Source organism: Psychromonas sp. Urea-02u-13, from assembly GCF_002835995.1.
In the GTDB taxonomy this organism is placed as follows: Bacteria; Pseudomonadota; Gammaproteobacteria; order Enterobacterales; family Psychromonadaceae; genus Psychromonas.
Map to the genome: position 1 here is coordinate 68,283 of NZ_PJBZ01000069.1, position 26,614 is coordinate 94,896.

General features: G+C 39.8%; 23 protein-coding genes and 1 pseudogene. 15 read left to right on the forward strand and 9 right to left on the reverse strand.

Annotated elements, in window-relative coordinates; all coding sequences use genetic code 11:
• The first annotated feature begins 57 nt into the window (after positions 1-57).
• Positions 58-996, forward strand: coding sequence for a D-2-hydroxyacid dehydrogenase (locus CXF74_RS13410; protein WP_101083005.1), 939 nt, complete (start codon positions 58-60; stop codon positions 994-996).
• A gap of 930 nt (positions 997-1,926) precedes the next feature.
• Positions 1,927-2,060: pseudogene (locus CXF74_RS22550) on the forward strand (IS110 family transposase); the annotation flags it as partial.
• Positions 2,061-2,091: 31 nt separating this feature from the next.
• Here the strand turns inward: CXF74_RS22550 and CXF74_RS13420 are convergent.
• The 4 genes from CXF74_RS13420 to cmoA all read right to left on the reverse strand — a co-directional run bounded on the left by CXF74_RS13420 (position 2,092) and on the right by cmoA (position 6,788).
• Positions 2,092-2,700 carry a hypothetical protein gene (locus tag CXF74_RS13420; RefSeq protein WP_101083007.1) on the reverse strand — a complete coding sequence of 203 codons (609 nt, stop codon included), beginning with the start codon at positions 2,698-2,700 and terminating at the stop codon, positions 2,092-2,094.
• Between the two features lie 773 nt (positions 2,701-3,473).
• Positions 3,474-4,769: an NCS2 family permease gene (locus CXF74_RS13425; protein WP_101083009.1), complete on the reverse strand. Its 1,296-nt coding sequence runs from the start codon at positions 4,767-4,769 to the stop codon at positions 3,474-3,476.
• A gap of 288 nt (positions 4,770-5,057) precedes the next feature.
• Positions 5,058-6,044 carry a tRNA 5-methoxyuridine(34)/uridine 5-oxyacetic acid(34) synthase CmoB gene (gene cmoB, locus CXF74_RS13430; protein WP_101083010.1) on the reverse strand — a complete coding sequence of 329 codons (987 nt, stop codon included), beginning with the start codon at positions 6,042-6,044 and terminating at the stop codon, positions 5,058-5,060.
• Between the two features lie 9 nt (positions 6,045-6,053).
• Positions 6,054-6,788 (reverse strand): carboxy-S-adenosyl-L-methionine synthase CmoA, encoded by a 735-nt coding sequence (cmoA, locus tag CXF74_RS13435; RefSeq protein ID WP_101083093.1) that lies wholly within the window; start codon positions 6,786-6,788, stop codon positions 6,054-6,056.
• Positions 6,789-6,932: 144 nt separating this feature from the next.
• Between cmoA and aspS the strand changes: the two genes are divergently transcribed.
• Together aspS and CXF74_RS13445 are read left to right on the forward strand one after the other, a co-directional pair.
• Positions 6,933-8,717: an aspartate--tRNA ligase gene (gene aspS, locus CXF74_RS13440; protein ID WP_101083012.1), complete on the forward strand. Its 1,785-nt coding sequence runs from the start codon at positions 6,933-6,935 to the stop codon at positions 8,715-8,717.
• 141 nt (positions 8,718-8,858) lie between these two features.
• Positions 8,859-10,010 carry an HD-GYP domain-containing protein gene (locus CXF74_RS13445; protein ID WP_101083015.1) on the forward strand — a complete coding sequence of 384 codons (1,152 nt, stop codon included), beginning with the start codon at positions 8,859-8,861 and terminating at the stop codon, positions 10,008-10,010.
• Positions 10,011-10,048: 38 nt separating this feature from the next.
• Here CXF74_RS13445 and CXF74_RS13450 read toward each other — a convergent pair whose 3' ends face one another.
• Positions 10,049-10,684 carry a carbonic anhydrase gene (locus CXF74_RS13450; protein ID WP_101083017.1) on the reverse strand — a complete coding sequence of 212 codons (636 nt, stop codon included), beginning with the start codon at positions 10,682-10,684 and terminating at the stop codon, positions 10,049-10,051.
• A gap of 115 nt (positions 10,685-10,799) precedes the next feature.
• Here CXF74_RS13450 and CXF74_RS13455 point away from each other — a divergent pair, with 115 nt between their 5' ends.
• Positions 10,800-11,753, forward strand: a complete 954-nt coding sequence (locus tag CXF74_RS13455; RefSeq protein ID WP_101083019.1) for a LysR family transcriptional regulator — start codon at positions 10,800-10,802, stop codon at positions 11,751-11,753.
• A gap of 38 nt (positions 11,754-11,791) precedes the next feature.
• On the opposite strand, the gene CXF74_RS13460 is transcribed toward CXF74_RS13455, so the two are convergent.
• On the reverse strand, positions 11,792-13,171 hold the full coding sequence (locus CXF74_RS13460; protein WP_101083021.1) for an MATE family efflux transporter: 1,380 nt from the start codon (positions 13,169-13,171) through the stop codon (positions 11,792-11,794).
• 98 nt (positions 13,172-13,269) lie between these two features.
• Here CXF74_RS13460 and CXF74_RS13465 point away from each other — a divergent pair, with 98 nt between their 5' ends.
• Positions 13,270-14,169 (forward strand): LysR family transcriptional regulator, encoded by a 900-nt coding sequence (locus CXF74_RS13465; protein ID WP_101083023.1) that lies wholly within the window; start codon positions 13,270-13,272, stop codon positions 14,167-14,169.
• Here the strand turns inward: CXF74_RS13465 and CXF74_RS13470 are convergent.
• Entirely contained in the window at positions 14,147-15,055 is a 909-nt protein-coding gene (locus tag CXF74_RS13470; RefSeq protein WP_101083025.1) for a LysR family transcriptional regulator, read from the reverse strand. The two genes, CXF74_RS13465 and CXF74_RS13470, sit on opposite strands and share 23 nt — an antisense overlap.
• A gap of 173 nt (positions 15,056-15,228) precedes the next feature.
• Between CXF74_RS13470 and CXF74_RS13475 the strand changes: the two genes are divergently transcribed.
• The 6 genes from CXF74_RS13475 (at position 15,229) to ruvB (ending at position 20,179) form a co-directional block, all read left to right on the forward strand.
• Entirely contained in the window at positions 15,229-16,251 is a 1,023-nt protein-coding gene (locus CXF74_RS13475; RefSeq protein ID WP_157822404.1) for a Gfo/Idh/MocA family protein, read from the forward strand.
• A 35-nt stretch (positions 16,252-16,286) separates the two neighbouring features.
• Complete coding sequence (locus CXF74_RS13480; RefSeq protein WP_157822405.1) at positions 16,287-16,751, forward strand: SRPBCC family protein; 465 nt, start codon at positions 16,287-16,289, stop codon at positions 16,749-16,751.
• A 54-nt stretch (positions 16,752-16,805) separates the two neighbouring features.
• The gene (gene ruvC / locus CXF74_RS13485) at positions 16,806-17,327 is read left to right on the forward strand and encodes a crossover junction endodeoxyribonuclease RuvC (protein ID WP_101083031.1); all 522 of its coding nucleotides are present in this window, start codon (positions 16,806-16,808) and stop codon (positions 17,325-17,327) included.
• A 78-nt stretch (positions 17,328-17,405) separates the two neighbouring features.
• Positions 17,406-18,293 carry an EamA family transporter RarD gene (gene rarD, locus CXF74_RS13490; protein ID WP_101083033.1) on the forward strand — a complete coding sequence of 296 codons (888 nt, stop codon included), beginning with the start codon at positions 17,406-17,408 and terminating at the stop codon, positions 18,291-18,293.
• Between the two features lie 198 nt (positions 18,294-18,491).
• Positions 18,492-19,115 (forward strand): Holliday junction branch migration protein RuvA, encoded by a 624-nt coding sequence (ruvA, locus tag CXF74_RS13495; protein ID WP_101083035.1) that lies wholly within the window; start codon positions 18,492-18,494, stop codon positions 19,113-19,115.
• 41 nt (positions 19,116-19,156) lie between these two features.
• Entirely contained in the window at positions 19,157-20,179 is a 1,023-nt protein-coding gene (gene ruvB / locus CXF74_RS13500; RefSeq protein WP_101083037.1) for a Holliday junction branch migration DNA helicase RuvB, read from the forward strand.
• A 76-nt stretch (positions 20,180-20,255) separates the two neighbouring features.
• On the opposite strand, the gene CXF74_RS13505 is transcribed toward ruvB, so the two are convergent.
• Positions 20,256-21,377: an ABC transporter substrate-binding protein gene (locus CXF74_RS13505; RefSeq protein WP_101083038.1), complete on the reverse strand. Its 1,122-nt coding sequence runs from the start codon at positions 21,375-21,377 to the stop codon at positions 20,256-20,258.
• A 455-nt stretch (positions 21,378-21,832) separates the two neighbouring features.
• On the opposite strand from CXF74_RS13505, the gene CXF74_RS13510 reads away from it, so the two are divergent.
• The 3 genes from CXF74_RS13510 to cydX are packed head-to-tail and all read left to right on the forward strand — an operon-like array spanning position 21,833 to position 24,722.
• Positions 21,833-23,422, forward strand: coding sequence for a cytochrome ubiquinol oxidase subunit I (locus CXF74_RS13510; RefSeq protein ID WP_101083040.1), 1,590 nt, complete (start codon positions 21,833-21,835; stop codon positions 23,420-23,422).
• Positions 23,422-24,561: a cytochrome d ubiquinol oxidase subunit II gene (gene cydB / locus CXF74_RS13515; protein WP_101083042.1), complete on the forward strand. Its 1,140-nt coding sequence runs from the start codon at positions 23,422-23,424 to the stop codon at positions 24,559-24,561. Before CXF74_RS13510 ends, cydB begins: the two co-directional genes overlap by 1 nt.
• 14 nt (positions 24,562-24,575) lie before the next feature.
• Entirely contained in the window at positions 24,576-24,722 is a 147-nt protein-coding gene (gene cydX / locus CXF74_RS13520) for a cytochrome bd-I oxidase subunit CydX (RefSeq protein WP_101083044.1), read from the forward strand.
• A gap of 149 nt (positions 24,723-24,871) precedes the next feature.
• On the opposite strand, the gene CXF74_RS13525 is transcribed toward cydX, so the two are convergent.
• On the reverse strand, positions 24,872-26,596 hold the full coding sequence (locus tag CXF74_RS13525) for a hypothetical protein (RefSeq protein ID WP_101083046.1): 1,725 nt from the start codon (positions 26,594-26,596) through the stop codon (positions 24,872-24,874).
• Positions 26,597-26,614 lie beyond the last annotated feature (18 nt).

Sequence of the window (26,614 nt, forward strand, 5' to 3'; positions counted from 1 at the left end):
TGCGTATCAAAGTTAGTGTTAGTGTAGTTGCTTGTAAATGAAATAGAGGAAATAAAGATGAATATTGTATTGTTAGATGCATTAACACTGGGAGATAGTGATCTTTCCGTATTTTCTGCCTTAGGTACGTTTACAAATTATGATGTTACGCAACCCAATCAGCTCCTTGAGAGAATTGCAGGTAACGACGTTATTATTACTAATAAAGTGGTTATCGATGAGCAGGTTATTAATGCGAATCCACAGTTAAAACTTATTTGTATTGCCGCAACAGGCACCAATAATGTTGATTTAATCGCCGCTCAAAAAGCGGGTGTTATGGTTAAAAATGTAGCGGGTTACTCCACCGAGAGTGTGGCTCAAGCGACATTAGCGATGTTATTACAGCTTAATCAGCACAGCCGTTATTACGAGCAATATACGCTAGCGAAACAATGGTGTGCCAGCCCAACCTTTACACATATTGATGTTGGTTTTTCAGAATTAAAAGGCAAAAAGTGGGGCATTATTGGTTTTGGTGCAATCGGGCAGCGTGTAGCTGAAATTGCACAGGTATTTGGTTGTGAGCTTTGTTATTACTCTACCTCGGGTAAAAATACTCAGCAAAGCATTGAGCAAGTTGACTTTGATACGCTGTTATCAAGTTGTGACTTTATTACTATTCACGCGCCATTAAATGAGCAAACACAAAACCTCATTAATAAAGACGCACTGTTGAAATTAAAAGATGGCGCAATTATCTTAAACCTTGGTCGCGGTGGCATCATTGATGAAGAGGCAATGGCAGAGGCACTAGATGAGAAAGAGATTTATCATGGCACCGATGTATTAGCGATTGAACCTATGATTGAAAATCATCCTTACCTAAGTATTAAAAATCAAACTCGTTTAGTGATAACGCCACACACCGCATGGGCGAGTCGAGAAGCAAGAGCGACGTTGATTGGGAAGATTGTGGGGAATATAAAATCAGCTTTCAGTGAAGTTAAAACATAGCTGTCAGTAAGGTCAAAAGATAGCTGTCAGTTATTAGCTGTCAGCTATCAGTAAGGTCAAAACCTAGCTTCGAGTATCGAGCTATTAGCTACGAAAACAGGTAACGTTCGTCGCTAATTAACGCGTAGCTCGTGGCTTATTCCCGTCATTCCCGAGTTGTTTTATCGGGAATCCCAGAGGGGAAACATAGCGGTCAGTTGTTAGCTGTCGGCTATCAGTAAGGTCAAAATCTATCCACCGAAGATCGTCATTCCCGAGTTGTTTTATCGGGAATCTCAGAGGAGAAACATAGCGGTCAGTTGTTAGCTGTCGGCTATCAGTAAGGTCAAAATCTATCCACCGAAGATCGTCATTCCCGAGTTGTTCTATCGGGAATCCCAGAGCAGGTTACGGACTATATACATAGGTAACAGTGGTTCGCCTTCGCTCGTTGAAGCGGTGACTCTACTCACTTGGCAGTGGTTTCGCCTCTCGGCGAGTTACTTTCTTTGTGCGAACAAAGAAAGTAACCAAAGAAAATCGCCCGTATCGTTTTCTAATCTTGTCCAATAAATGACTTCTGATCGCACCAGCTCAAACAGTACATCCATGTACTGTCTTGAGCTTACCTAGGCATCCATGCCTACGGTTGCTGAAGTCATTCACCGCCCAAGGAAAACTCAAACGGTGATACGCGCAGCCACAAAGAGTTGTTTATTAGCAAAATTCAAGACTTGACCCGAATGGCACTGCATTAAGCTATAAACGCAATATTTTCAGGACATTAAAGATCAGAGTAAATTTAATGCCTTTGGTAAATCAACCTAAAAACATGAACTTAATGGGTTAACTTGAATTCGATCTCTCCCTGTAAAGCCTATTATCTATAGCTTTTAGGCTTAATGCAGTGCCATTCAGACTTGACCCGGCACTCCACACAACAGCTGCATAAGAGTGTTAGCGTTTAAGTGGGTAAGGTTAGTGTTTCGGTGTTGGAAAACGAGCACACCGTACGATGAGTCGAAATACTTGGAAGCACTAAAAAAAGAGGCTCTCCGTTGTTAAAGTTTGCCATTAATTGCTAATTATTACTGGCTGCCACCTCTGGGCGTGTTGTTAGTTGCGTTTTATGTGAGGACGCAAGTAATCCTCAATCTCCTTCACTGCACTTTGAATTTTTAAACTAAGCTCGTCATCATCCATTGACCAAACATCATCGCGAGCTTTTTCCGTTATATGTTCATAACCTTCAAACTTTCTCCCATCGCTAGCGATATCATCAACAATTTTTTTCATGGATCTATTCATTTGTAAACAACAACGTCTCAACTCAGTACATTTTGTTTTTATTTTGTCACCCCAAATCGCTTCTGCCTCTAGCAGTACAACTTCATAAGTTTGTACTGCTTCTACTACAGGCTTCCAACGATTAGTAAATGCATAACCATGTGCTTCGGCTGATGCTTTAGCATCATATTTCCCTGGTAATGGATTGTAACCATCAGGAAATTCATGTGCTAATGTCATAGGATTTCGTGCATACGACAACTGATCTCGAACTCGGTATGTTTCTTTTAAAAGACTTCGTGCAACTTCAAATTCAGCTTTCCCTTTTAGCTCTCGTTTCCAACTTTTTAACCCCAAAAGCGCAACGCTAGCAGTCGTAATGGCTGCAAAAGCAAGAAAAACATCTTTAATGGCTGTAATGATTTCTGAATCGGTCAAATTTCCTCCATAGCAACTAACTGCATGACTAAGCTGAACTATTCCGTTTATCTTGTGGATATACGGACTTTATCTGCTTATTAAACTTATTGAGAACATCATATCTTAAAACCTAAACCACTTAAATATCGATGCTCTATATTGCTTCGACAAATCTATGTGGCTGCGCGGATCCCGTTTAAGTTTTCCTTGGGAGAGTTATCACTTCAGCAATACCTGACAGGACGTCAGGTGTAGGCTCAAGACTGTACAGGGATGTACTGTTTGAGTCGGTGCGATCAGAAGTGAACATTCGGACAAGATTAGAAAACGTCACGGGCGGCATTTCCTTTGGTTACTTTCCTTTCGCCGTTTAAAGGAAAGTCACTCGCTCAAAAGGCGAAAACTACACAATGTAAGTTAATATTCAGACCGGACGAGCGAAGACGAGCAGGCGGAGGAACTGGCTGCTCGTGGCCTGTGTTTTTTACTGACAGCTGAAAACTGACCGCTGATAGCTATCCACTTCAATGAGATTCCGGCTAAAAAGACTACCGGAATGACGGCGGGGGAACTGGCTGCTCGTGGCCTGTGTTTTTTACTGACAGCTGAAAACTGACCGCTGATAGCTATCCACTTCCATAAGATTCCGGCTAAAAGACTACCGGAATGACGGATGGATTTGATTCGTCGTTTGTAAATAACACCCACAAAAAAGCCCCGCTTTATGTACATAAAGCGGGGCTTTTAATCTGTTACTGACAGCTGAAAACTAACAGCTGAACGCTATTCTATTAACCAGGGAAAAAGATCAATTTAGCTAAGAACAAAATAGCTAAGAACCAAACGCTTGCGCTTAATTCTTTTGATTTACCACTCGCTACTTTAATCGCAGCAAAAGCAATAAAGCCAATCGCAATACCATTTGCGATAGAGAATGTTAATGGCATCATGATAGCAACAATCACTACTGGTGCAGCTTCTGTAATATCATCCCAGTTAATGTCTTTTAGACCACCAACCATTAATACTGCAACATATAACAATGCACCGGCTGTCGCGTAGGCTGGAACCATGCCTGCAAGTGGAGCAAAGAACAGCGCTAGTAAGAATAAAACACCAACAACAACAGCAGTTAAACCAGTACGACCGCCTTCAGCGACACCCGCAACACTTTCGATGTAACTTGTTGTTGTAGAAGTACCTAACATAGAGCCGGCCATTGAAGCACCAGAATCCGCTAATAAAGCGCGGTCTAAGCGTGGTAGGTTACCGTCTTTATCAAGTAGCTTCGCTTTATCTGCTACAGCAATTAATGTGCCTGACGTATCAAACAGATCAACAAACAAGAAAGCAAAAATAACACTGATCATACCTACGTTAAATGCGCCTGCGATATCCATCTGCATGAATGTTGGAGCAATACTTGGTGGCATTGACATGATACCTGCGTATTGAATATCACCGAATAAAAGACCTAAAACAGTGATGCCTAATATAGCCAGCATTACGCCACCTTTAACGCGAAAATGTGCCAATGCAATAATCACGATAAAACCTAAACAAGCCAATGCTGCTGGTAATGCCGTTAAGTCACCTAAGCTCACTAATGTTGCTGGGTTAGCAACAACAATGCCTGCATTTTTAAGTGCGATTAAGCCAAGGAATAAACCAATACCGGCTGCAATACCTTTGCGCATTGGCAATGGAATTGAATTGATAATCCATTCACGGATTTTGAACAAACTTAATAGGGTAAAACAAACACCCGAAATGAATACAGCACCTAAGGCTACTTGCCAGCTGTAACCCATGTGTAAAACAACGGTGTAAGAGAAGAAAGCGTTAAGACCCATACCTGGTGCTAATGCCACTGGGTAGTTTGCGTAAAAACCCATAATGAAACAGCCGATAGCTGCCGCTAAACAGGTCGCTACAAATACAGCGCCTGGGTCCATACCGGTTGCTGATAACATCGATGGGTTAACAAAGATGATATACGCCATGGTTAAGAAGGTAGTGAACCCTGCAATTACCTCAGTTTTTAGCGACGTATTGTGTTCGCTAAGTTTAAATAATTTTTCAAGCATGTTGATAGACCTATTGAGTAGTGAGTATGAATTTCGCGCGATTATAAGGGGTTAAGGTAGTGTGAGCTAGTGATTTAACTCATTTTTAAATCATGAAATTAAACGAGGGGAGATGGCGTCAATTTTATTTATCAATTGTTGGTTGGTTGTTGATGTTTTGTTAGCGGTTTGTTGTGAGGGTTTTATTAAAAAATCTTCATTGGTGATTTTGAGGATGAAGAGCGTATTTGTTGTATTTAAACTAAATAGAACAAATACGCTTTTTGATCATGCGCTAATTTAATTTGCTTAGCTAAGTGGTTTTGCTGCTTTTTTAGCAATCAATAAAGCACGTTTTGGCGCCGGGTGACCTTCAACTGTTTTTGTTGGGTCATTCGGATCTAAATAATCTTCTAAAGATTCATTGGTCATCCACGCGGTACTACGCTGTTCGCCAGTTAAGGTATCGTTAATGTCAGCGATACGTACATCTTCAAAGCCACATTTGGTGACCCATAGTTTTAACGCCTCAGCGCTTGGCAAGAACCAAATATTACGCATTTTAGCGTAGCGATCATCTGGGACTAAAACATCGTTTTTGCCACCTTCAATGACTAAGGTTTCTAATACTAATTCACCACCTTCAACCAATTGATCTTGAAGTTGGGTGATATGGTCCATCGGTGATTTACGATGATATAAAACACCCATTGAAAACACCGTATCAAAGGCTTCTAGTTTTGGTAACTCTTGAATGCCTAAGGGTAATAGATTTACATTTTGGTCTTTGTTAGCAAAATGACGCACCGCTTCAAATTGGCATAAAAACAGATCACTTGGGTCGATACCAACAACAAACTGTGCGCCTTCACCACGCATACGCCACATATGGTAACCACTGCCACAACCCACATCTAAGACATAACGGTATTTGAGCGGGCTGATATGCGGTAAAACCCTGTCCCATTTCCAATCACTGCGCCATTCTGTGTCGATATGCACACCATGAATGTGGAAGGGGCCTTTGCGCCACGGGTGGAATTTTTGTAATAGGTTTTCTAGCTTTTTAGTTTCACCGATTGAAAGCTCATCGGCTTTACCAATCTCTACGCGCTCTTTTAATTCAATATTGTCTGTTTGAATATCGGGGAACTTGTTTAAAACACGAATCCAACTGGCTAGTTTTCCATGTACGTGCTTGTTTTCCCATTCATGTAATTGTGTTGGTAATATACGTAACCAATGGCTTAAACGGTTTTTAGCAATGGTGCTGTAGAAGTTACTGAAGTTGATCATAAATATTGCCTAGTCTTTAATGCTGATAATTGAGCCGAAATTGAAACATTGATACCATAAATTGTTATGCTTAAAACCCGCTTTTTGTAAACGTTGGTAGTGTTGCTCAACGGTATCAGCAATCAACACATTTTCAAGTGATGAACGTTTTTGGCTGATTTCTAATTCGCTATAACCATTGTTACGTTTGAAATCTAAATGCAAATCGATTAATAGCTGATGACTCACTGCATCTTCAAAAACAAACTTTTCAGAGAGTATTAATACGCCACCAGGTAATAAACCTTGGTAGATATTAGTTAATAGTTCTAAACGTTTTTCTGGGGTTAAAAACTGTAAAGTAAAATTAAGCACAACCACGGAGGCATTCTCAATTTTAATATTACAGATGTCATCCTGCAAAACAGTCACCGGTGTATCTGAACGATAAGCATGAATGGTTTCAGAGCAACGTTTTACCATCGCTTCGGAATTATCCACGGCAATAATCTGGCAGCCACTTGTTTCTTTTAATGCACTGCGCATTGATAGCGTTGCAGCCCCTAAGGAACAACCAAGATCATAAAGGTTACTGTTAGCAACGGCTTTACGCTCGGTGATCATGGCAATGGTATGAATCATTTTTTCATAACCTGGCACCGAACGTTTGATCATGTCAGGAAAGACTTGAGCAACCTGTTCATCAAACCTAAAACCGTCTACTTGCTCGAGGGGTTTATTATAAATATTGTCTGTTTGTGCCATTTTCATTCTCACGCTTAAATTTGAAGGCGTATTTTACTCAAATTAACTGCACGGGTCATTTTTTTATTTAGCCATATGACTCAAGGGCATTTTCTTTTATAATGGCGCCATTATTTTATATCGTACAAACAACAGGAATCGATGATGCGCACAATGTATTGTGGTGAAGTGACTGAAAAGAATATTGGTCAAGAGATTGTATTAGTAGGTTGGATCAATAAACAGCGTGATCTTGGTGGCGTAACATTTTTAGATTTACGTGATCGTGAAGGTATTGTGCAAGTATTCTTTGATGCGGATACGCCAGAAGCAACGGCGATTGCAACAACGGTACGTAACGAATTCTGTATTCAGCTTAAAGGCCAAGTACGTGCGCGTCCTGAAGGTCAAACAAATAAAGACATGACAACCGGTGGTATTGAAATCCGTGGTCTTGAGCTTGAAGTGTTAAACCGCTCTGAGCCTTTACCACTTGATAGCAACCAGAAAAACTCTGAAGAACAGCGTTTACGTTACCGTTATTTAGACTTACGTCGTCCTGAAATGGCTGAGCGTATGGTATTTCGTTCTAAAGTAAGTAGCTTTGTTCGTCGTTTCTTAGATGATGAAGGTTTCTTAGATGTTGAAACACCTATCCTGACTAAAGCAACACCTGAAGGTGCACGTGACTACTTAGTACCAAGTCGTACACATAAAGGTCAGTTCTTTGCATTGCCACAATCTCCACAGTTATTTAAACAACTGTTGATGATGTCGGGTATGGATAAATACTACCAAATCGTTAAATGTTTCCGTGATGAAGATTTACGTGCTGACCGTCAGCCTGAATTTACACAAATCGATATCGAAACATCATTCATGACTGGCGAACAGGTAATGGATAAAACGGAAGAGATGATTGTTAAGCTTTTCCAAAAAATGTTAGATGTTGATTTAGGCACTTTCCCTAAAATGACTTATGCAGAAGCAATGCGTCGTTTTGGTAGTGACAAACCTGATTTACGTATCGACTTTGAATTAGTAGATGTTGCTGACTTATTAAAAGAAGTTGAGTTCAACGTATTCTCTGGTCCTGCTAACGATGCAGAAAGCCGCGTATCGGTTATCTGTGTACCAGGTGGCGCTAAACTTTCTCGTAAAAACATTGATGAATACGGTAAATACGTGAACATCTATGGCGCGAAAGGTCTTGCATGGATGAAAGTGAACGAGGCTGCTAAAGGCCTTGAAGGTGTTCAATCACCGATCGCTAAATTCTTAAACGAAGAAATTGTTACTGAAATTCTTAAACGTACTAACGCACAAGATGGCGACATCCTGTTATTTGGTGCTGATAAAGCCAATGTTGTTTCTGAAGCTATCGGCGCACTACGTTTGAAAGTAGCTGAAGACCTGGGTCTTGTGAAAGATGAGTGGAAACCACTTTGGGTAATTGAATTCCCAATGTTTGAACCACTAGAAGGCGGTGCATTAACACCTCTTCATCACCCATTCACAGCGCCTATTAACCTGACTGCTGAAGAATTAGAAGCAAGCCCAGTTGGTGCTATTTCTGATGCTTACGACATGGTCTTAAATGGTTGTGAATTAGGCGGTGGTTCTGTACGTATCCACAAACAAGATATGCAAGCGGCTATTTTCCGTATCTTAAATATCTCTGATGAAGAAGCACAAGACAAGTTTGGTTTCTTATTAGAAGCATTACAGTTTGGCGCTCCACCACATGCAGGTCTTGCATTTGGTCTTGACCGTCTAGTGATGTTGATGACAGGTACAAGTTCGATTCGTGAAGTCATTGCCTTCCCGAAAACGGCTTCTGCTGCATGTCCATTAACTAACGCACCGGGTTTTGCTAATCCAGCTTCACTTGCTGAATTAAATATCGCGGTGGTTAAAGAAGAGAAGAAAGAAGCTAGAACAGAAGGCTAACCTCTTTTTCTTTTAAAACGGTGCCCTGTGCACCGTTTTTTTTTGTCTTTTATTTATTACCGTGTACATTAAATTTTAAAAACACTATATTTAAAAGTATTGTTAAAAGTCTTCTTTAAAGTGTTATTCATGGAGTGAGAAATGTTTGTAGAGATCGAGATCGCCAACCTAAAAGTTGGAATGTATCTCATTGAAATAATTAAACCTAAAGGTAAATTTCAATTACTTAAAAGTGCTTTAGTTAAAAATGAAAAAACAATCACCTTGCTTCAAAATAAAGGCGTTGAATTACTGTTAGTGGATCCTGCTCGCGCCCAGGTAATGACAGAGAAAAACAGTAATGAACCTGATTTATTTCAAGAACAGATTGCGAAAGCAAAATCAGTATTTAATGAATCTAAAAACATTCAAAAAAAGCTATTTTACGATGCAGAAAATGGCTCTCCGTTAGATTTAAGCTCAGTCAATAAGATCACCGATGAATCGATTGATCTTATCTTTGAAAACCCCGATGCACTTGCCTGTGTACTTAATTTACGTAATAAAGATGAATACCTGTTAGAGCATTCTGTTGCGGTTTCAGTATTAATCACCATGTTTTCTTTTTATCTTGAAATAGATAAATCGACGGTAAGAAAGTTAGCGGTTGGTGCATTTTTACATGACGTAGGAAAAATAAAAATTCCTGATTCCATCCTGAATAAACCGGGTAAATTAACCGTGCCAGAGTTTGAAATCATGAAAACCCATGCTTCGCATTCAATTGAAATCATTAAGAATACCCCTGGAATTGACCCAATTAGCTTAGAGGTAGTAGCGTTACATCACGAGCAATTAACTGGCAATGGTTATCCACATGGCGTGAAAGAAATATCTCTTTATGGGCGCATTATTGCAATATGCGATATTTTTGACGCGTTAACCTCAACACGTTGTTATAAAGAAGGTATGTCACAGGTCAAGGCATTTGGAATTTTGCGCAACTTAGCTAAAAGTAATCATTTAGATGTGGCATTAGTTGATAAGTTTATTCGTTGCATGGGGGTTTACCCGGTTGGGGCGATTGTGCAGTTAGACTCTAACCGTTTAGCGATTGTAGAAGCGCAGAACCAAGAAGATCCGATTAACCCTAAAGTCACCACGTTTTATAGTTTAGGGGATAAAGGTTTTGAGGTTGAAAAGAAAATCGATTTAGCAAAAAGTGAAGAGCAAAAAATTGTTAAATGTGTGCGCGCCGATGATTTTGATTTAGATATGAATCAAATCATCGAATACCTCGCACACCAGGGATAGCTTAGAGGGCTTAGCTTAAATGGGGTAGCTTAGGCGGGTTAGCTTATACGAGTAAGCTTCCCGCTTTTTTTATCCATTGCGCACAGTTCTGAGCTACTCAAATCATAACGCCAGCCATGTAATTTCAACGTACCTGCTTCAACACGTTCTTTTACCCAAGGGAAGGTCATTAAGTTCTGCAGTGATTGTTGTATGCCTTTTCGCTCACAGCAGTTATAGCGACTGATTTTAGTGGTGAGTGACTCATCTTCTAAGATGTCATTACGAACACCTTCAAGCTGTTGCATCCATTTACCAATAAACGTATCTGGCGCTTCAGTAGCAGGCGTATCCATCAATGCTTTAATGCCACCACATTGCGTATGGCCTAAAACAATAATACTTTCCACTTCAAGACCTGTTACTGCAAACTCTAATGCAGCACTGGTACCATGTAAGCTGTCGTTATCTTCTTTTGGTGGTACGAGATTTGCTACGTTACGAATAACAAATAGGTCGCCTGGTTCACAATCAAGAATAACACCGGGATCAACACGAGAATCAGAACAGCTAATAATTGCGATTTTAGGGAATTGGCCTTCTTTAGCTAGTTTCGATAATTGGTCTTTATTTTGTTCGTAATAGCCTTCGCGAAAGCGCTGGTATCCCGCGATTAACTTATCAGTTGCAGACATCAGTTTCCCCTTGTATTAATTAATGGCTCCATCATAGTGCATTTGTAGTATTAATAATAATTAAACTATATTATCAAAGCCATTAAAAAAACTTATACCTAAATGGAGCGAGGCAATGCGTACAACATTACATCAGTTAAAAGTGTTTAAGCAGGTCGCACTCTTGTTGAACTTCACTAAAGCGGGAGAGGTATTGGGCTTAACGCAACCCGCGGTGAGTATTCAAGTTAAGCAATTGGAGACAAACCTTGGCATTGCTCTTTTTGAAAAAATAGGTAAAACCCTTTATTTAACCCCCGCAGGTAAAGAGTTACGCTTATTTAGTGATGATATTTTTAATCGTTTTGAAAATATGGACATGTCACTGAGCGCATTAAAAGGTGAATTACAGGGCGACTTTTATCTCTCGGCTGTCAGTAGCGCCAAATACTTCACCCCACATTTGTTAGGGGCTTTTCATAAAAAATATCCCAAGGTAAACCTACATTTAGATATTGTTAATCGTGAAAATATCATTCAGCGTTTGCAGGAAAATAAAGATGATCTGGTTATTATGGGGCTATTACCTGAAATGATGCCGCTGGCGCGTTATCCCTTTGTTGATAACCCGATTATCTTAATTTCTAGTCCCGATCATCCATTAGCCAAGCAAAAAAACATTCCTTTAACTGCGCTTTCTGAATATGCCTTTCTGCATCGAGAAAAAGGATCCGGTACACGTAAAGCCTTAGAAGAATTTTTAGATGAAAAGTCGATTAACCTACAAGCAACAATGATGCTGGGTAATAGTGAAACTATTAAACAGGGCGTGATGGCTGATTTAGGTATTTCTGCAGTGTCTCGGCATAGTGTGTCGCTAGAACTTGCTACGAATACCTTGGTTGAGTTAGATGTAAAAGGCTTTCCACTAGTGAGAAGTTGGTATGTGGTACACCATGAGAGCAAGCACCTTTCGCCTATCGCAAAAGCCTTTATAGAGTTTGTATTATCGGAACAAGAAAACGTGCCCGCGTTATGTAACCGTTTTCTTGAACATCATTTTGATGAGTTTTCGGGCAATAATAAGTAATACAGTTTTTAACTTAACTTAACTTAACTTAACTTAAATTAATTGAGCTGCAACTGTGGATTGTGTACAAGTGGCTCTATTGTTTTTCCATTCAATCCTTTGATATCGCGATATAAAATAGGCGCGATGATCACTGTTAATAAAACATTAGAAAGCGGCACCGATAACCATACCCCATTAATGCCTAACCAATTCGGTAAAAAATAGAGAAATGGCAACTGCACCAACATATTTGAAGCAGAAATCATGATCGCTTTTGTACTGTTATTTATCGCGACATAAAACATAGCCACAACAAAAAGAAACCCATCTAACGCTAATGCAAACAGATGTAAGCGTAAGCCATTTTCAGTGATCGCTTGCAGGGCGAGATCTTCCTGAATAAAAAGTTGAATCACTTGTTCTGGCCATAAAAAGATACCTATCGCGGTAGCAAAACCACTGTAAAGTGTGATTTTTAACGTAAAGCTTAATGTCAGCTTTATCTGTGGGATCTGTTTTGCGCCAAAATAATAACTAATAGGCGGTTGCATACCACTGGCTAAGCCCTCTGCAAAAAAATAATATAAGGCCGCGATATAACCAATAATGGCAAAAGCGGCGACATGTAGCTCGTTACCGTATTGCATTAATAAATGGTTATGTACGGCCATAATAAAACTAAAATACAAGAATATGATCAAGCTGGACGTGCCTAAGGTTATAGACTGCTTAGCGAGATTAATATCGAATTTGAAATTGCTTAGATTAAGTTTTATTTGCGCCTGTGCTGAAAAGAAATACACAAGCGATCCCATCATCACCATGGCTTGTGAAATAAGCGTGGCAATAGCGGCTCCCTGCAAACCCCAATCAAAATGGGCAATAAAAATATAATCTAAAATAATGTTCAGCAGGGCACCGAATACCATCAATAAGGTGGCTACATTAGGGCTGCTATCGTTACGCACTAACATAGGTAATGCGCTAGCTGCGATCGTTAAAATAGCACCATAACTAAACCAGTGAATATATTGTTCTGCTAAAACAAAAACGTCACCCGATGCACCTTGAGCGATTAATAAAGGCTGGGCCAAAAAGAGTAAAAAAGCACTGGCGAATAAGGAAAATAAAAGCAGTAGGTAGAATGCACTGCTTAAGGTTTTTTGTGCTTGCTCACTTTTACCTTCACCACGGAAAATAGATAATAAACTGCCCGCACCTAAGCCAATCATTAGGCCCAATCCCATTAATAAACCTAACAGTGGAAAAGAGACATTAATCGCAGCTAACCCTTGATAACCAATGTAATGTCCAACAAACATACCATCGACAATTTGATATAAGCCATTGACCATCATAGCCACAACCGAAGGTATCGCATAACGCCAAAAAGTACGTTTTACTGAATGTAATGAAGTATTGTTAAGTGTATGCATAAAGCCACCTTGAGTAAGTTATCAGCGTATTATGCTAGTTTTTAAGATTGAACAAAGTTAGTATCCATCCGTTATTCGGATACTTTTGTGAGGTTGTTATGAATTGGACTATTGAACAATTAAAGACGTTTGTGACTGCTGTTAAATGTGGATCGTTTTCAGCGGGGGCGCGTCATTTAGGTAAAGCGCAATCACGTGTTAGCACTGCAATTAGTAATTTAGAGACTGATTTTGGCTTTGAGTTATTTGATCGTAGTCAGCGTTTACCGCGATTAACTGAGCGTGGCGAAGAGTTATACATTGAAGCGCTAGCGGTATTAGAGCAATGTCAGCGCTTGAATTCGCGTGCGTTGACCGTGTCAGCAGGACAAGAATTATCTTTGGTGGTGGCGATTGATGAAGCCGTGCCTATTAATGCTTTTGAAGAGTTTTTTGTCAGTCTTGCACAGCAGTTTCCGTTATTTAAATTAACTCTCATCCATGGCTCGCAACAGGATATTGCCAACTGGGTTGAGCAAGGCAAAGCTGACTTTGGTATTTTATTTTATTACTTGCAAGACTTACCGGAGATATTGGAATTTAAATCGCTAAGCGAATTCCATCAGACCTTAGTGGTTTCCCATAGCCACCCCTTGGCTTGCATTAATAAACCGACCGTGACGCAATTAAACCAATATCGTCAGTTAGTGATTTGTGACCGACTAGGCACTAGTCGTGAAAAACCGATCTCTTCTAATCACTGGCATCTTGATAGCTATTTCTATATTGCAGGTTTAGTAATGCGCAATGTTGGCTGGGCGATGATCTCTGAACATGTTGCTCGCTCAGATTGGTATGAAGGTCAGTTAAAGGAATTATCTACCGAGAATATTGCCGCTACTTTGCTGGTGGAAATGGAAATGGGCATGGTAAAACGCCGAGACAAAGGAGTGGGCCCGATTATGGAGTGGATCAGCGATCAATTAGTTGATCTATTTAAGGAATCGAGGAAAGTGTAAAATTCGCTAATATATAATCAATAAAAACACGTACCTTAGCGGGCTGTTGCGCTTTTGAAGCATAATAAAGCATGATAGCGGGTGTTTCACTTTGGTACTGTTCAAGTAAACTTATTAGCTCTCCTGTGGCGAGATAGTTTAAAACTAAACTACGGCTTATCATGGTAAACCCTAACCCCTGCAATGCCAATTGAGCACAAATTTCGATATTAGTAACAGAGATATTTGCTGCACATTTTATGGAAAAATTATCGCCATTTTCATCGATAAATGGCCAGGCGATATGACGTTCAGTATTTGGATTACGGTAGTTAATACAAGTAGCATTTTTTAACTGTGCGGGATGAGTTGGTGTACCGTTTTCTTTTATAAACAGCGGACTGGCGACAACAACTAAATCCAGCGGGCACAATTGTCGTGCAATAATGCCACTGTCTTGTTGATCAATATTGCCAATCGCGATATCAATACTGTCATCAACTAGATTCACTAGCTTATCTTCAAAGCGTAAATCGAGATTAATCTGTGGGTATTGTGTTTTAAATCCTTTTAGCAAAGGTAATAAATGCAAGCGTCCAAATTCGTAGGGCATGCTTACTTTTAGCGTGCCAGTCGCAACTTGCTGTAAGTTATGAGTATTAACTAAGATCGCGTTTAATTGATTAACCAAAGGCTCGACTTGTTGGTAAAAATGTTGGCCATCATTAGTTAAAGACAAGGCATGGGTTGTGCGGTGAAATAGGCGTAATCCTAGTTCTGTTTCTAATGCTTTAATGTTTTTACTAACGGCTGCTGGTGTAATACCCATTTCTCGCGCTGTTTGTGAGAAGTTAAGTGTTTCACTCGCTTGAATAAAGGTAGGTAAAAAACGTGCTAATGCGACCATTAAATTTCCTTTTTAAAATAGCTTCCATGTTTTATTTTATCAACGCTTGTAACGTTTAGTTAATACAGTTTATCCCATTTTGATACTACAAGTTACCACTAAACTCTTTACACTAACCTCTCCTACACTGAACTATCAACACTGAACGCATGAGAATAGGGGAGAAGATAAAGATGAAAGAGATTAAATGGGCCATTATTGGTGCGGGTAATATTGCTAAGCAGTTTGTTACAGAGCTGAATAAACAGCCACAGAGTAGCGTCGTTGCTATTGCATCACGACATATTGATTCTGCAAAATCCTTTGCACAACAATTCAATATCAATACCGTTTACGAGACTGATTCTGCGCTTGTCGAACAGTGCGATGCTGACATTGTCTATATTGCTTCTCCCCATCAATTGCATTTTTCACAGGCACTTGCTTGCTTAAATGCAGGTAAAGCCGTGTTGTGTGAAAAGCCGATGACCTTAAATGCGCAGCAATCAACACAGTTAATTCAACTTGCGCAGCAAAAGCAGTTATTTTTAATGGAAGCGATGATCACACCTTTGTTACCGGCTATACAAGCCGTGCAAACCTTAATAGCAAAAGGCGATCTTGGCAAAATTAAACGCATCCAGGCGGGCATGGGATTTCAAGCTGAAGCTGATTTATCTAGTCGAGTATTTAACCCTGATCTTGCTGGTGGAGCGTTGTTAGATGTTGGGATTTATCCGTTGGTTTTAGCGCAGTTATTGTTAAAAACGTCTCCTTGTTCTGTGTCTAGCGAAGTCGAAAAAGCAGTGACAGGTGTTGATCAGCAATCAATCGTCAACCTTAAATATACTGTTGAAAATGATGATAAACAGCGCTCTGAATATGAAACAAGCACGTTAGTACAATGTCAAAGCTCTGTGGTGAGTTTTTTACCCTGTCATGCTGTTATTTATGGCACTAAGTTGATTGCAGAGTTGCCTGACTTTAGTTGGTCTGGGCAGAAAATAATCTTAAAAAATCATCAGGGAGGGGTGGTTGAAGAAATAAATTATGCGCCTAATGAAAATGCCTATTTTATCGAAGCTGCCCATGTGAATCAGTGTTTACAGCAAGGGTTAATTGAAAGCCCGCTTGTATCACATCAACAAACAGTAGCCGTGCTTGAGATAATGGATACGTTACGTGCACAGTGGTCTCTGAAGTATCCCAACGAATAAGTGCAAATAGGCAACTTACTAGCAAGGAACGTTTTTTGCAAAAATTATCCATCAAACAGAGCATCGTTATTAATGCCCCCGCGCATGCTATTTATCAAGCACTCACTCGCAGTGAACAAATTCCACTCTATTTCCCGATTAAGCTGGTCATATCAAAATGGCGTGTAGGAGAAAGCGTTGAATATAAGGGGGAAATAAATGGGCTGCCGTTTACAGATTATGGAGTCATAGAGAAACTAGTGCCTAATGTGTGTTACCAATATCGCTATTGGAGTGATAATCATGGCACCCAGCAGTGCGCTGAAAGTTATGTCACGATTTGTTATCAACTGCAGGTGGTGAATCATCAAGTAACACGTTTATTGATGACACAAGATAATCTTGTTTCTGAAGAGATGTTAACAGTGATGGATGAAATCGTTTGGCCACAGCTGTTAACGGCACTAAAAAATCATGTACAAGCTAATTACCTGAAATCACAAATAACGGTCGCGCTATAGGGCGACAAGAAGTACAGTGTAACGCTGGTTTTTCGATAATCTTTTAGGTGCATTGTGAGTATTATTCTTGGTATTGACCCCGGGTCCCGGATCACCGGTTACGGCGTCATAGAACAAAAGGGCAGTAAATGTTTTTATATTGCCAGTGGCTGTATTCGCACCAAAGGTGATACGTTAGCACCTAAGTTAAATATGATTTTTAACGGGGTCAGCGAAATCATTAAACAATATCAACCCACTGAGTTTGGTATTGAACAAGTCTTTATGGCTAAAAACCCAGATTCAGCACTGAAACTTGGGCAAGCACGTGGCGCTGCCATAGTCGCTGCTACACAAGCAGACCTTTACGTGTGTGAATATTCTGCAAGGCAAATAAAACAAGCCGTCGTTGGAACGGGTGCTGCCACAAAAGAACAAGTACAGCTGATGGTGATGCAAATATTAAAACTGTCTGGTAAGCCACAAGCGGATGCCGCCGATGGACTTGCCGTCGCTATTTGTCATGCACATACTGCTCAGTCGCTGGTGGCGATGGCAGGTAAAGTGAAAAAAACAGTCCGTGGACGATTACGTTAATAACCACCTTTTAGTCTTTCATTATTATTATTGTATTTGTTCTCTGACCCTTTTATTCACCGCTAGGAAACCTAACTAATGAAGCAACTTTCTGACCTGCACTTAGGTGTTTTTTACGCGCTTGGCGCCTATTTGATGTGGGGATTTGCTCCCATCTACTTCAAATATTTAGAGTTTGTGCCGGTGAAAGAGATTCTCGCGCATCGTGTTATCTGGTCTGTATTTGTGACCGGGATTATTATCAGTGTGTTATCTGCTTGGCCTAGTGTGTGGAAAATCTGCAAAACCCCAAAAAAATTATTGTTACTGCTAGTAACCACGTTATTAATTAGTTGTAATTGGATGGTCTTTATTTGGGCGATTAATAATGAGCGCATGTTAGAGGCGAGCTTAGGTTATTTTATCAATCCAATTATTAACGTGTTATTAGGCCTGATTTTTTTAAATGAATCGCTGAGTCGAATTAAATGGTTCGCCGTAGGGCTTGCCTTTATAGGTGTGCTAGTACAAATATTGGTGTTAGGCGCTTTACCTTGGGTTTCATTAGTTTTGCCGATTAGTTTTGCTTTTTATGCGTTATTACGTAAAAAAATAAAGGTAGAAGCCTTACCCGGGCTGTTCATCGAAACCTTACTGGCTATGCCTATTGCACTTTATTATCTCTTTGCAATTGCCGACAGTGAATATGCAAATATGTTGGATAACAGTTTGTCATTAAACTTTTGGTTAATGTTTGCAGGTGTGGCAACAGCGTTACCACTTATCTTTTTTGGCCAAGCTGCATTACGTTTGAAACTATCAACTTTGGGTTTCTTTCAATATTTAGCGCCTTCATTACTGTTTGTATTTGCGGTGGTTTTTTATGGTGAGCCGTTAAGTTTAGATAAAACCATTACTTTTATGTTCATCTGGTCAGGCATCGTACTGTTTGCTTTTGAGAAGCAGATCCAACAAAAACTTAAATAATACTGGATATATACTCAGTCGTTTTTTATACTTCTAGGGTAACTACTCAGGCTGTCGCTATTAATACTGACTTCTACGTTGGAAAATACTCATTTGCAGGAGCAAACTGCGCTTTTCCGCCTTGAACTAAGCATTAATAGCTTAATCCTGAGCATTTACGGTTTATTATTCACATTAAATGATCACTAGGATAAAAAGATGATTGGAAGATTGCGCGGTATTTTATTAGAAAAACAGCCTCCAGAAGTATTGTTAGATGTGTCTGGCGTGGGTTACGAAATCCAGTTACCAATGAGCTCTTTTTATCCATTACCTGAAATCGGCGAAGAAGCGATTATCTACACCCATTTTGTGGTGCGTGAAGATGCACAGCTATTATATGGTTTTGCTGATAAACACGAACGTGCAATGTTCCGTGAGTTAATTAAAGTGAACGGTGTAGGCCCTAAATTAGCATTAGCTATTTTATCTGGCATGTCTGCAAACCAGTTTGTGCAATGTATTCATAACGATGCCGTGGGCAGTTTAGTTAAATTACCGGGTGTTGGTAAAAAAACCGCAGAGCGTTTAGTGGTTGAAATGAAAGATAGACTGAAAAACTGGGTGGGTGCAGATTTATTGACGCCTGAGTCAGATAAAATGGCCTTCGAAAATGGATTAAGTAATTCAGTGATTAGCGGTAATGCACAAGATGAAGCGATCAGTGCATTAGTGGCCCTCGGTTATAAACCAGCAAGTGCAGAAAAATCGATTAAACAGGTTTACCAAGCGGGTATGGATTGTGAAGCATTAATCCGAAGCTCACTGAAAAGCATGTTATAAACAGCATTAACGTATTAAACCGTTTCTAATTAGGTAACAAAATGATTGAAGAAGATCGCCTTATATCAGGTAGTCAAAAAACAGATGATAGCTTTGTTGACCGCGCGATTAGGCCTAAATTATTGGCTGATTATGAAGGGCAACCACAAGTTAATAAACAGATGGAGATCTTCATTGAGGCGGCAAGGCAGCGTAATGAAGCGTTAGATCATTTACTTATATTTGGCCCGCCTGGGCTGGGTAAAACGACGTTATCACACATCGTTGCGAATGAATTAGACGTTAATATTAAAACTACTTCTGGGCCTATTTTAGAAAAAGCGGGTGACCTTGCTGCTTTATTAACTAATCTCGAAGAAAATGATGTGCTTTTTATCGATGAAATCCATCGCTTAAGCCCAATTGTTGAAGAGATTCTTTATCCGGCAATGGAAGATTATCAGTTAGATATCATGATTGGCGAAGGCCCTGCAGCACGCTCTATTAAATTAGATTTACCGCCTTTTACGCTGATTGGTGCAACCACACGTGCCGGCTCATTAACGTCTCCTCTGCGAGATCGTTTTGGTATTGTGCAACGTCTTGAGTTTTACGAATTAAAGCCTTTGACTAAAATTGTATTACGTAGCAGTAAACATTTTAACCTTGATTTAGATGAATCGGGTGCCATTGAAGTCGCTAAACGTTCGCGTGGAACACCGCGTATTGCTAATCGTTTATTACGCCGTGTGCGTGATTATGCGCAAGTAAAAAAAGCAGATGTGATTGATGCTAACGTGGCTAAACAAGCACTTGATATGCTCGAAGTCGATAATCAAGGCTTTGATTATATGGACAGAAAATTGTTGATGGCGATTTTAGATACTTTCCAAGGTGGCCCTGTGGGCTTAGACAATTTAGCTGCTGCGATTGGTGAAGAGAAAGAAACCATTGAAGATGTATTAGAGCCTTATCTTATTCAACAGGGTTTTTTACAGCGCACCCCACGCGGTAGAATCGCAACTGATAGAACCTACCTGCATTTTGGTTTTGATAAGCCTGATAAACCTGATAAACCTGATTAACTAGCGTTAATGAGATTAGCTGACAATAGGGCGATTTGTGCTTCTATTGTTTGCTCGGTCTTTTTCACTGCCTATGTTAGCGATCAATCTTTAGTATTAATTTAGGGTTTAATAAGTAGCGGTTAAGTTGCTTATTATGGAATTTAGAATAATGACGGAAGTTGATATCCGCCCAATTTTTTTTATTAAGCTGCTCTAATAACGCTTTAACGTTACTCTGTGTGATCACCATAAACTGAGATTGATATTGATATTGAGATAGAGATTGATTTAAGTGGCTATCAGAAAAAGTAAAACCTTTGAAATAATCATAAAGAATAATGGTCGCCCAGCCAGCATCCATAAAATGCCCACCAACAGAAGTACTGATAATGTCTTTTTCTAGCGCATCTAAGCCCTGTGTTGTCCAATCTATGCCACCGGTTAAATAGTCTTTTCCCTGTTGTAAGCCTTGCTCTTCGAGCGCCAGATATACGCCAATTGCCATTAAATCACTGGCTGCCCAAAAAACCTTCGCTTGGGGATAGCGTTGATTGAGTCGTTTGGTTTGATAAATCGCTTTTTCTTGCTCCCACTCTGCATAGACAACTTGTACTATTTTACTGCCTTCTTCCTCCTGAACCGCTGCCTGTAAGCCGGCTAAACGCTGAGTAGAAGGGCCGTTACCGATTGACCCATTAATGGCGACTACTTCAATGATACCTTGCTCATTGGTTAAACTTTTTAGCTTAGCTTGCTTAATTAGTGATTTAGCAAGTAAGTAACCCGCCTGGTAATCATCGGGCATTAAGCTTGCTAACCAATATTTAAAATGTTGCTGTGGATCGCTGATATTTGGGCTTTGTTCTGTGCCAATATCAGCATTAAATAATAATGTCGGTAACTGTAAGGCTTCTGCTTTAGCGATGAATTGTGCTGCAACCGCTTCTGTATTACTAAAGATAACCGCATCAACGCCAAGATCGGCTGCTTTTTGTAGGTTAATGAGCATATGTTTTTTAGAACTTTTACCATGAAAAACAGTGAGCTTAAAACCGAGGTCTTTGGCTACTGCAAAAGCAAAGTCTTCATTTAGGGACCAAAATGCATCGCCGGCTTCACCTGGTGTTAATAGTGCAAAATGTAAAGCAGGGGCTTCGCTGGCAACGCTGAGGTTAATATTAAAGGCGATAAAAATAATCAGAATGAAATTTTTCATAACAACAGACCCTTAGCATTTATGAATAAGACTAATTATAGATGAGGAATAAATTGATGGATTATAAGGTATCAATGCATAGCACTAAGTAACTGAATATTAAGTGGAATGCATTGAAAATAGTTAATTAAAGTTGTTATAGATATGAACAAATTCACAAAACACACTGAAAATATCTGTTGATCTAAATCAATTTGCTCCGTATAAAGTAGTCCTTATGTATTGTAAGTGATTGATGTTAAAGGAGTGTTAAAGTTTATTTGTTAAATTGCGAATGTTTAACATTTGTTTAACATTTATTGTCGTGATACTGCCTTAGACTAAGGCACGTTTGATTACATAAAAATAAAGTGGCGTAATGCGCAAGGGAAGTTTTTTGCTTTCGAGTGATTCCCTAGCGGTTTCGCCATTCTTAGTAATCAAAGATTCAACATAATAATTCTTAGGAGAAAAAAATGGACGATCTAGTTGATCTGTCACGATTCCAGTTTGCCATGACAGCGATGTACCACTTTTTGTTTGTACCATTAACACTCGGCCTTGCTTGGATTTTACTTATTATGGAATCACTGTATGTGATGACCAAAAAAGAAGTCTACAAGGACATGACTAAATTCTGGGGAAAACTCTTTGCAATTAACTTTGCGTTAGGGGTAACCACGGGGTTAACCATGGAATTCCAATTTGGCACTAACTGGGCTTATTACTCACATTACGTGGGTGATGTATTTGGTGCGCCTTTAGCGATTGAAGGCATGATGGCTTTCTTTTTAGAGTCTACCTTTGTGGGTTTATTCTTCTTCGGTTGGGATAGATTAAGTAAATTACAGCATTTAGCGGCGACCTTCTTAGTGGCACTCGGTTCGAGTATGTCTGCATTGTGGATTTTAGTGGCTAATGCGTGGATGCAAAATCCGGTTGGCGCTGAATTTAACTATGAAACGATGCGTATGGAAATGACCAGCTTTGCAGAAGTGGTATTTAACCCTGTTGCACAGGTGAAATTTGTTCATACGGTTGCATCGGGTTATGTGGCTGGTGCGATGTTTGTTTTAGCCATTAGCTCTTATTATCTGCTTAAAGGCCGAGATATGGCGTTTGCTAAGCGCTCTTTTGCGATTGCAGCCGCCTTTGGTACAGCGGGTATCTTATGTACTATTTTACTTGGTGATGAAAGTGGCTATGAAGTAGGTGACGTGCAAAAAGCCAAATTAGCAGCCATTGAATCTGAATGGGAAACACACCCTGCGCCGGCTGCCTTTACGATGATTGGTATTCCTAATCAAGAAGAGCAACGTACTGATTATGCTGTTCGCATTCCTTATGCACTGGGTATTATTGCGACACGTTCATTAGACAAAGAAGTGAAAGGTCTAAAAGAATTAATGGATGTGCATGAAGTGCGCATTCGTAGTGGCATGATAGCCTATGGTTTACTGGAAAAACTGCGTGCGGGTGATGAAACACCTGAGAATATAAAAGCCTTTGAAGAGATCAAAGTTGACCTGGGTTACGGTTTATTAGTGAAAAGGTATGCGCCTGATGTGATTGACGCGACCGAACAACAGATTCAAATGGCCGTTGATGACAGTATTCCACGTGTCGCGCCGATGTTCTGGTCATTTAGAATCATGGTGGGATCGGGTATCGCGATGTTGTTTATTTTCTTATTCGCATTTTATCAGTCGGCGTGTAATAAAATTGGCAGTAATAAAACCTTCTTGAAAATCTGCTTATATAGTTTGCCATTGCCGTGGATAGCCATAGAAGCTGGGTGGTTTGTTGCAGAATATGGTCGTCAGCCATGGGCAATTGCAGAGATATTACCTACGCATATGGGCATCTCTTCAGTCTCTGTTGAGCAGGTATGGTTTAGTATTATTTCCATTGCGTCTTTTTACACTGTGTTACTAGTGATTGAATTGTTCCTGATGTTTAAATTTGCACGTTTAGGTCCAAGTAGTTTAAAAACGGGTAAATACCATTTTGAACAACTTGAAAATCAAATTGAGCCACAGCTTGAAGTGAAACAGGAGAGCAAATAATGTTTGATTACGAAACGTTAAAGTTAATTTGGTGGGTCTTGATCAGTGTCTTGCTGATTGGTTTTGTCATTACAGACGGCTTTGATATGGGGGTTGGCACATTAATCCCTATTATTGGTAAAAGCGATGATGAACGCCGTATGATGATTAATAGTATTGCGCCACATTGGGAAGGTAATCAGGTTTGGTTAGTATTAGCCGCTGGTGCTATTTTTGCTGCTTGGCCTGCTGTCTATGCAACTGCATTTTCGGGTTTTTATGTGGCAATGATGTTAACCCTATTTGCACTTTTCTTCCGTCCTGTTGGTTTTGATTATCGCAGTAAAATAGAAGATCCTCGTTGGAGAACGAGCTGGGATTGGGCTATTTTTACCGGTAGCACTGTACCACCGATTATCTTTGGTGTCGCTTTTGGTAATATTTTACAAGGTGTGCCATTTGTTCTAGATGAGTTTTTACGTGCAAATTATCAAGGTGGTTTCTTGGATTTATTGAATCCATTTTCACTATTGGTCGGTGTGTTTAGCTTGTGTTTATTTGTATTGCAAGGCTCTACTTGGTTACAAATGAAAACAGAAGGTGAAGTACGTGCTCGTGCTCGATTAGTGACAATGATTGTTGCACCTATTGCAGTACTTTTATTTGCAGTAGCGGGTCTATGGCTTGCGAGTGGTATTGATGGTTATGTTATTACCTCTGCTATTGACGTAGCGGGACCTTCTAATCCATTACTCAAAACGGTAGAGATACAACCGGGTGCATGGCTCGCTAACTATGAGTTATATCCACTGACTATGTTGGCACCGATTGTTGGATTGTTATTTCCATTGCTAGCACTATTGGCGAGTATATTTAATCGCAGTGCCTTTGCATTTATATCAAGCAGTATTGCGCAGTTTGGTGTATTGCTAACTTGTGGTATTAGTATGTTTCCATTCATCTTGCCATCAAGCCTTGATCCAAGCCATAGCTTCACGGTATGGGATGCGACTTCGAGTGAAGTGACACTTAATATTATGACGATAACCGCGATGATCTTCTTACCGTTGATTTTACTTTATACAAGTTGGGCATACTTCAAGATGTTTGGTCGAATCGGAAAGTCATTCTTAGATAAATATAGACATTCAGCATATTAATTAAGGATTATATTATGTGGTATTTTGCGTGGATTTTAGGCATTTTATTAGCCTGTTCATTAGGCATTATTAACGGCCTATGGTTAGAGCAAGTAGAAACAAATGAGAAAGAAGAGTTAGAGAAAGAAGCACTAAAAAAAGTGCAACAAGCTGAGACTTAACGCTTTGTAGTGCTTTAAGATAAAAAGGGATTAGTTGCTAAGCAACTAATCCCTTTTTTGTTTCTCTAACCTGATAAACGATAAACGCTAGACTTTAAGTGCTCATCATAGGTTCATGTTTATGATGAGACAATCGCGTCTATATTAGGTTATTTGGGTGCTCTATTATTGATGCTAGATTTGAAGATTAACCCTTGCTCAGTCGTATCAATGCTCATTGTCATACGTGCATCATATTCAGTTAAGAACATCATCTCTTCTGGGATTTCTTCTCCGGCAAGCTCTGTCGCAGTAATAATTGGCGTTACTATCTTCTTAAAGTCAAATCCGAAACTGTATAGACCATTTTTAGTAAGCGCTTCAGTTGATAGTTTAGCTGCTGCTTTCTCACCTTTTTCGCCATTATAGATAACTAAATGTTTACCTTTAATCGCTAACTTTGGTGAAATATTCAATTCACTTGGAATAGGCACAATTGTATTAAGATCAATGGCGTCCCCATCGGTCGTTAATTGTGTCTGTTGAAGCTCAGGTAGGAACATTTTAACAGAGTTAAATAACTGCTCTGGTTGCTCTGCTGAAATAGTAAACAGTGCATCTAAGCTATCTAGTTTAGGTGATTTATCAATCGTTGAGATAGTGTAATCAAGTAACCCAAGGCTGACGCCTTTAAGACCATTTGCCATGCTAGCGCTCATGCCAACCATACCGATAGAATCGCCTGATTGCTTGATTGTTGCTTGTATTTCAGCAAGTGGCTGACACGTATAGTTAGGCGTTTGTAAGTCGCTCCAAATACTATTGAGTGTATTACCAATTTGGTTAACATCTAAGCCTAAGCCAGTAGCAAAAACATTGTTTTCGATATCATCAACATAACTTGGTATAAAGCCACGTATCGCTGACAGCGCACCTAGAATTGCTTTGTTTTTACTTTCGATAATCATAGTGCCTGAAATGCTCGATGCTTCAGGTGAGATATCAAGTTGAGTATAACCGGCAACAGTACGAGGCCAGTTTTGGGCAATGTCGCTTAACTCGGTAGCACATTGCTCATTACGAATTTGTGCAAGGCCTGAATCATTGCCCGATTTAGCTTCAAGGGCAGTAATTTGTTTCGCAAGCTGATTGCCATCGGTGGTTGTTAAGCCTTTAATCAGTTCAATATGGTTGATAAAAGCAAGGCTCGCTTTTGTGAAGTTATATTGCTTGATGGTTTCATCGATAATCGCTGCATCTGCTAGTGATTTTTCTGCTTTATCTAAACCTAAGGCCATACCTAATAAAGCATCATCACTATAGCTACTGTTAAAAGTAATGGTTAATAAGCCATTATCAATCGCAACAATAAGTTCTGCATTAACGGCATCACTCTCATCAGAGATAGGGTAACTACGGTAGGTAAGTTCTTTTAGAGTGCCTGCTTTATGCGGGAAATTATTTTCAAGTTCTGCTTTATCCAGTAAATCCCAAATCGCTTTTTCGTTCGCCACTTCAATTTTAAACACGGGTAATAAACCTAATGTGTAAAAATAAGCGCGTACTTCATCAGACAAACCAAAGGTTTTCACCATCAGGTCTGCGTCGGATAAGCTTGATTGGTAGATTTTCATTAAACTTAATACAAAATTAGCACCCGGATGAGCGGGGTCAAATAAATCATCAATGCTTTGCTGATCGCTAGGGTCAACCATTTTAGGGGCTGAAGCGATGTAATCTCTTAAAGGAAAAGGTTCAAGCTGAGCTGCAAAAATAGGCGTATCGGCAGGAACGTAATCAAGTACGTTGTAGCCGTTGGTCGCGTTATTTTGATTGTAGACGTATGCACCAGCGCCGACTGCAGCGGCTACACTAATCATTATTATTTTGTTCAAGTGATGTACTCCATTGGA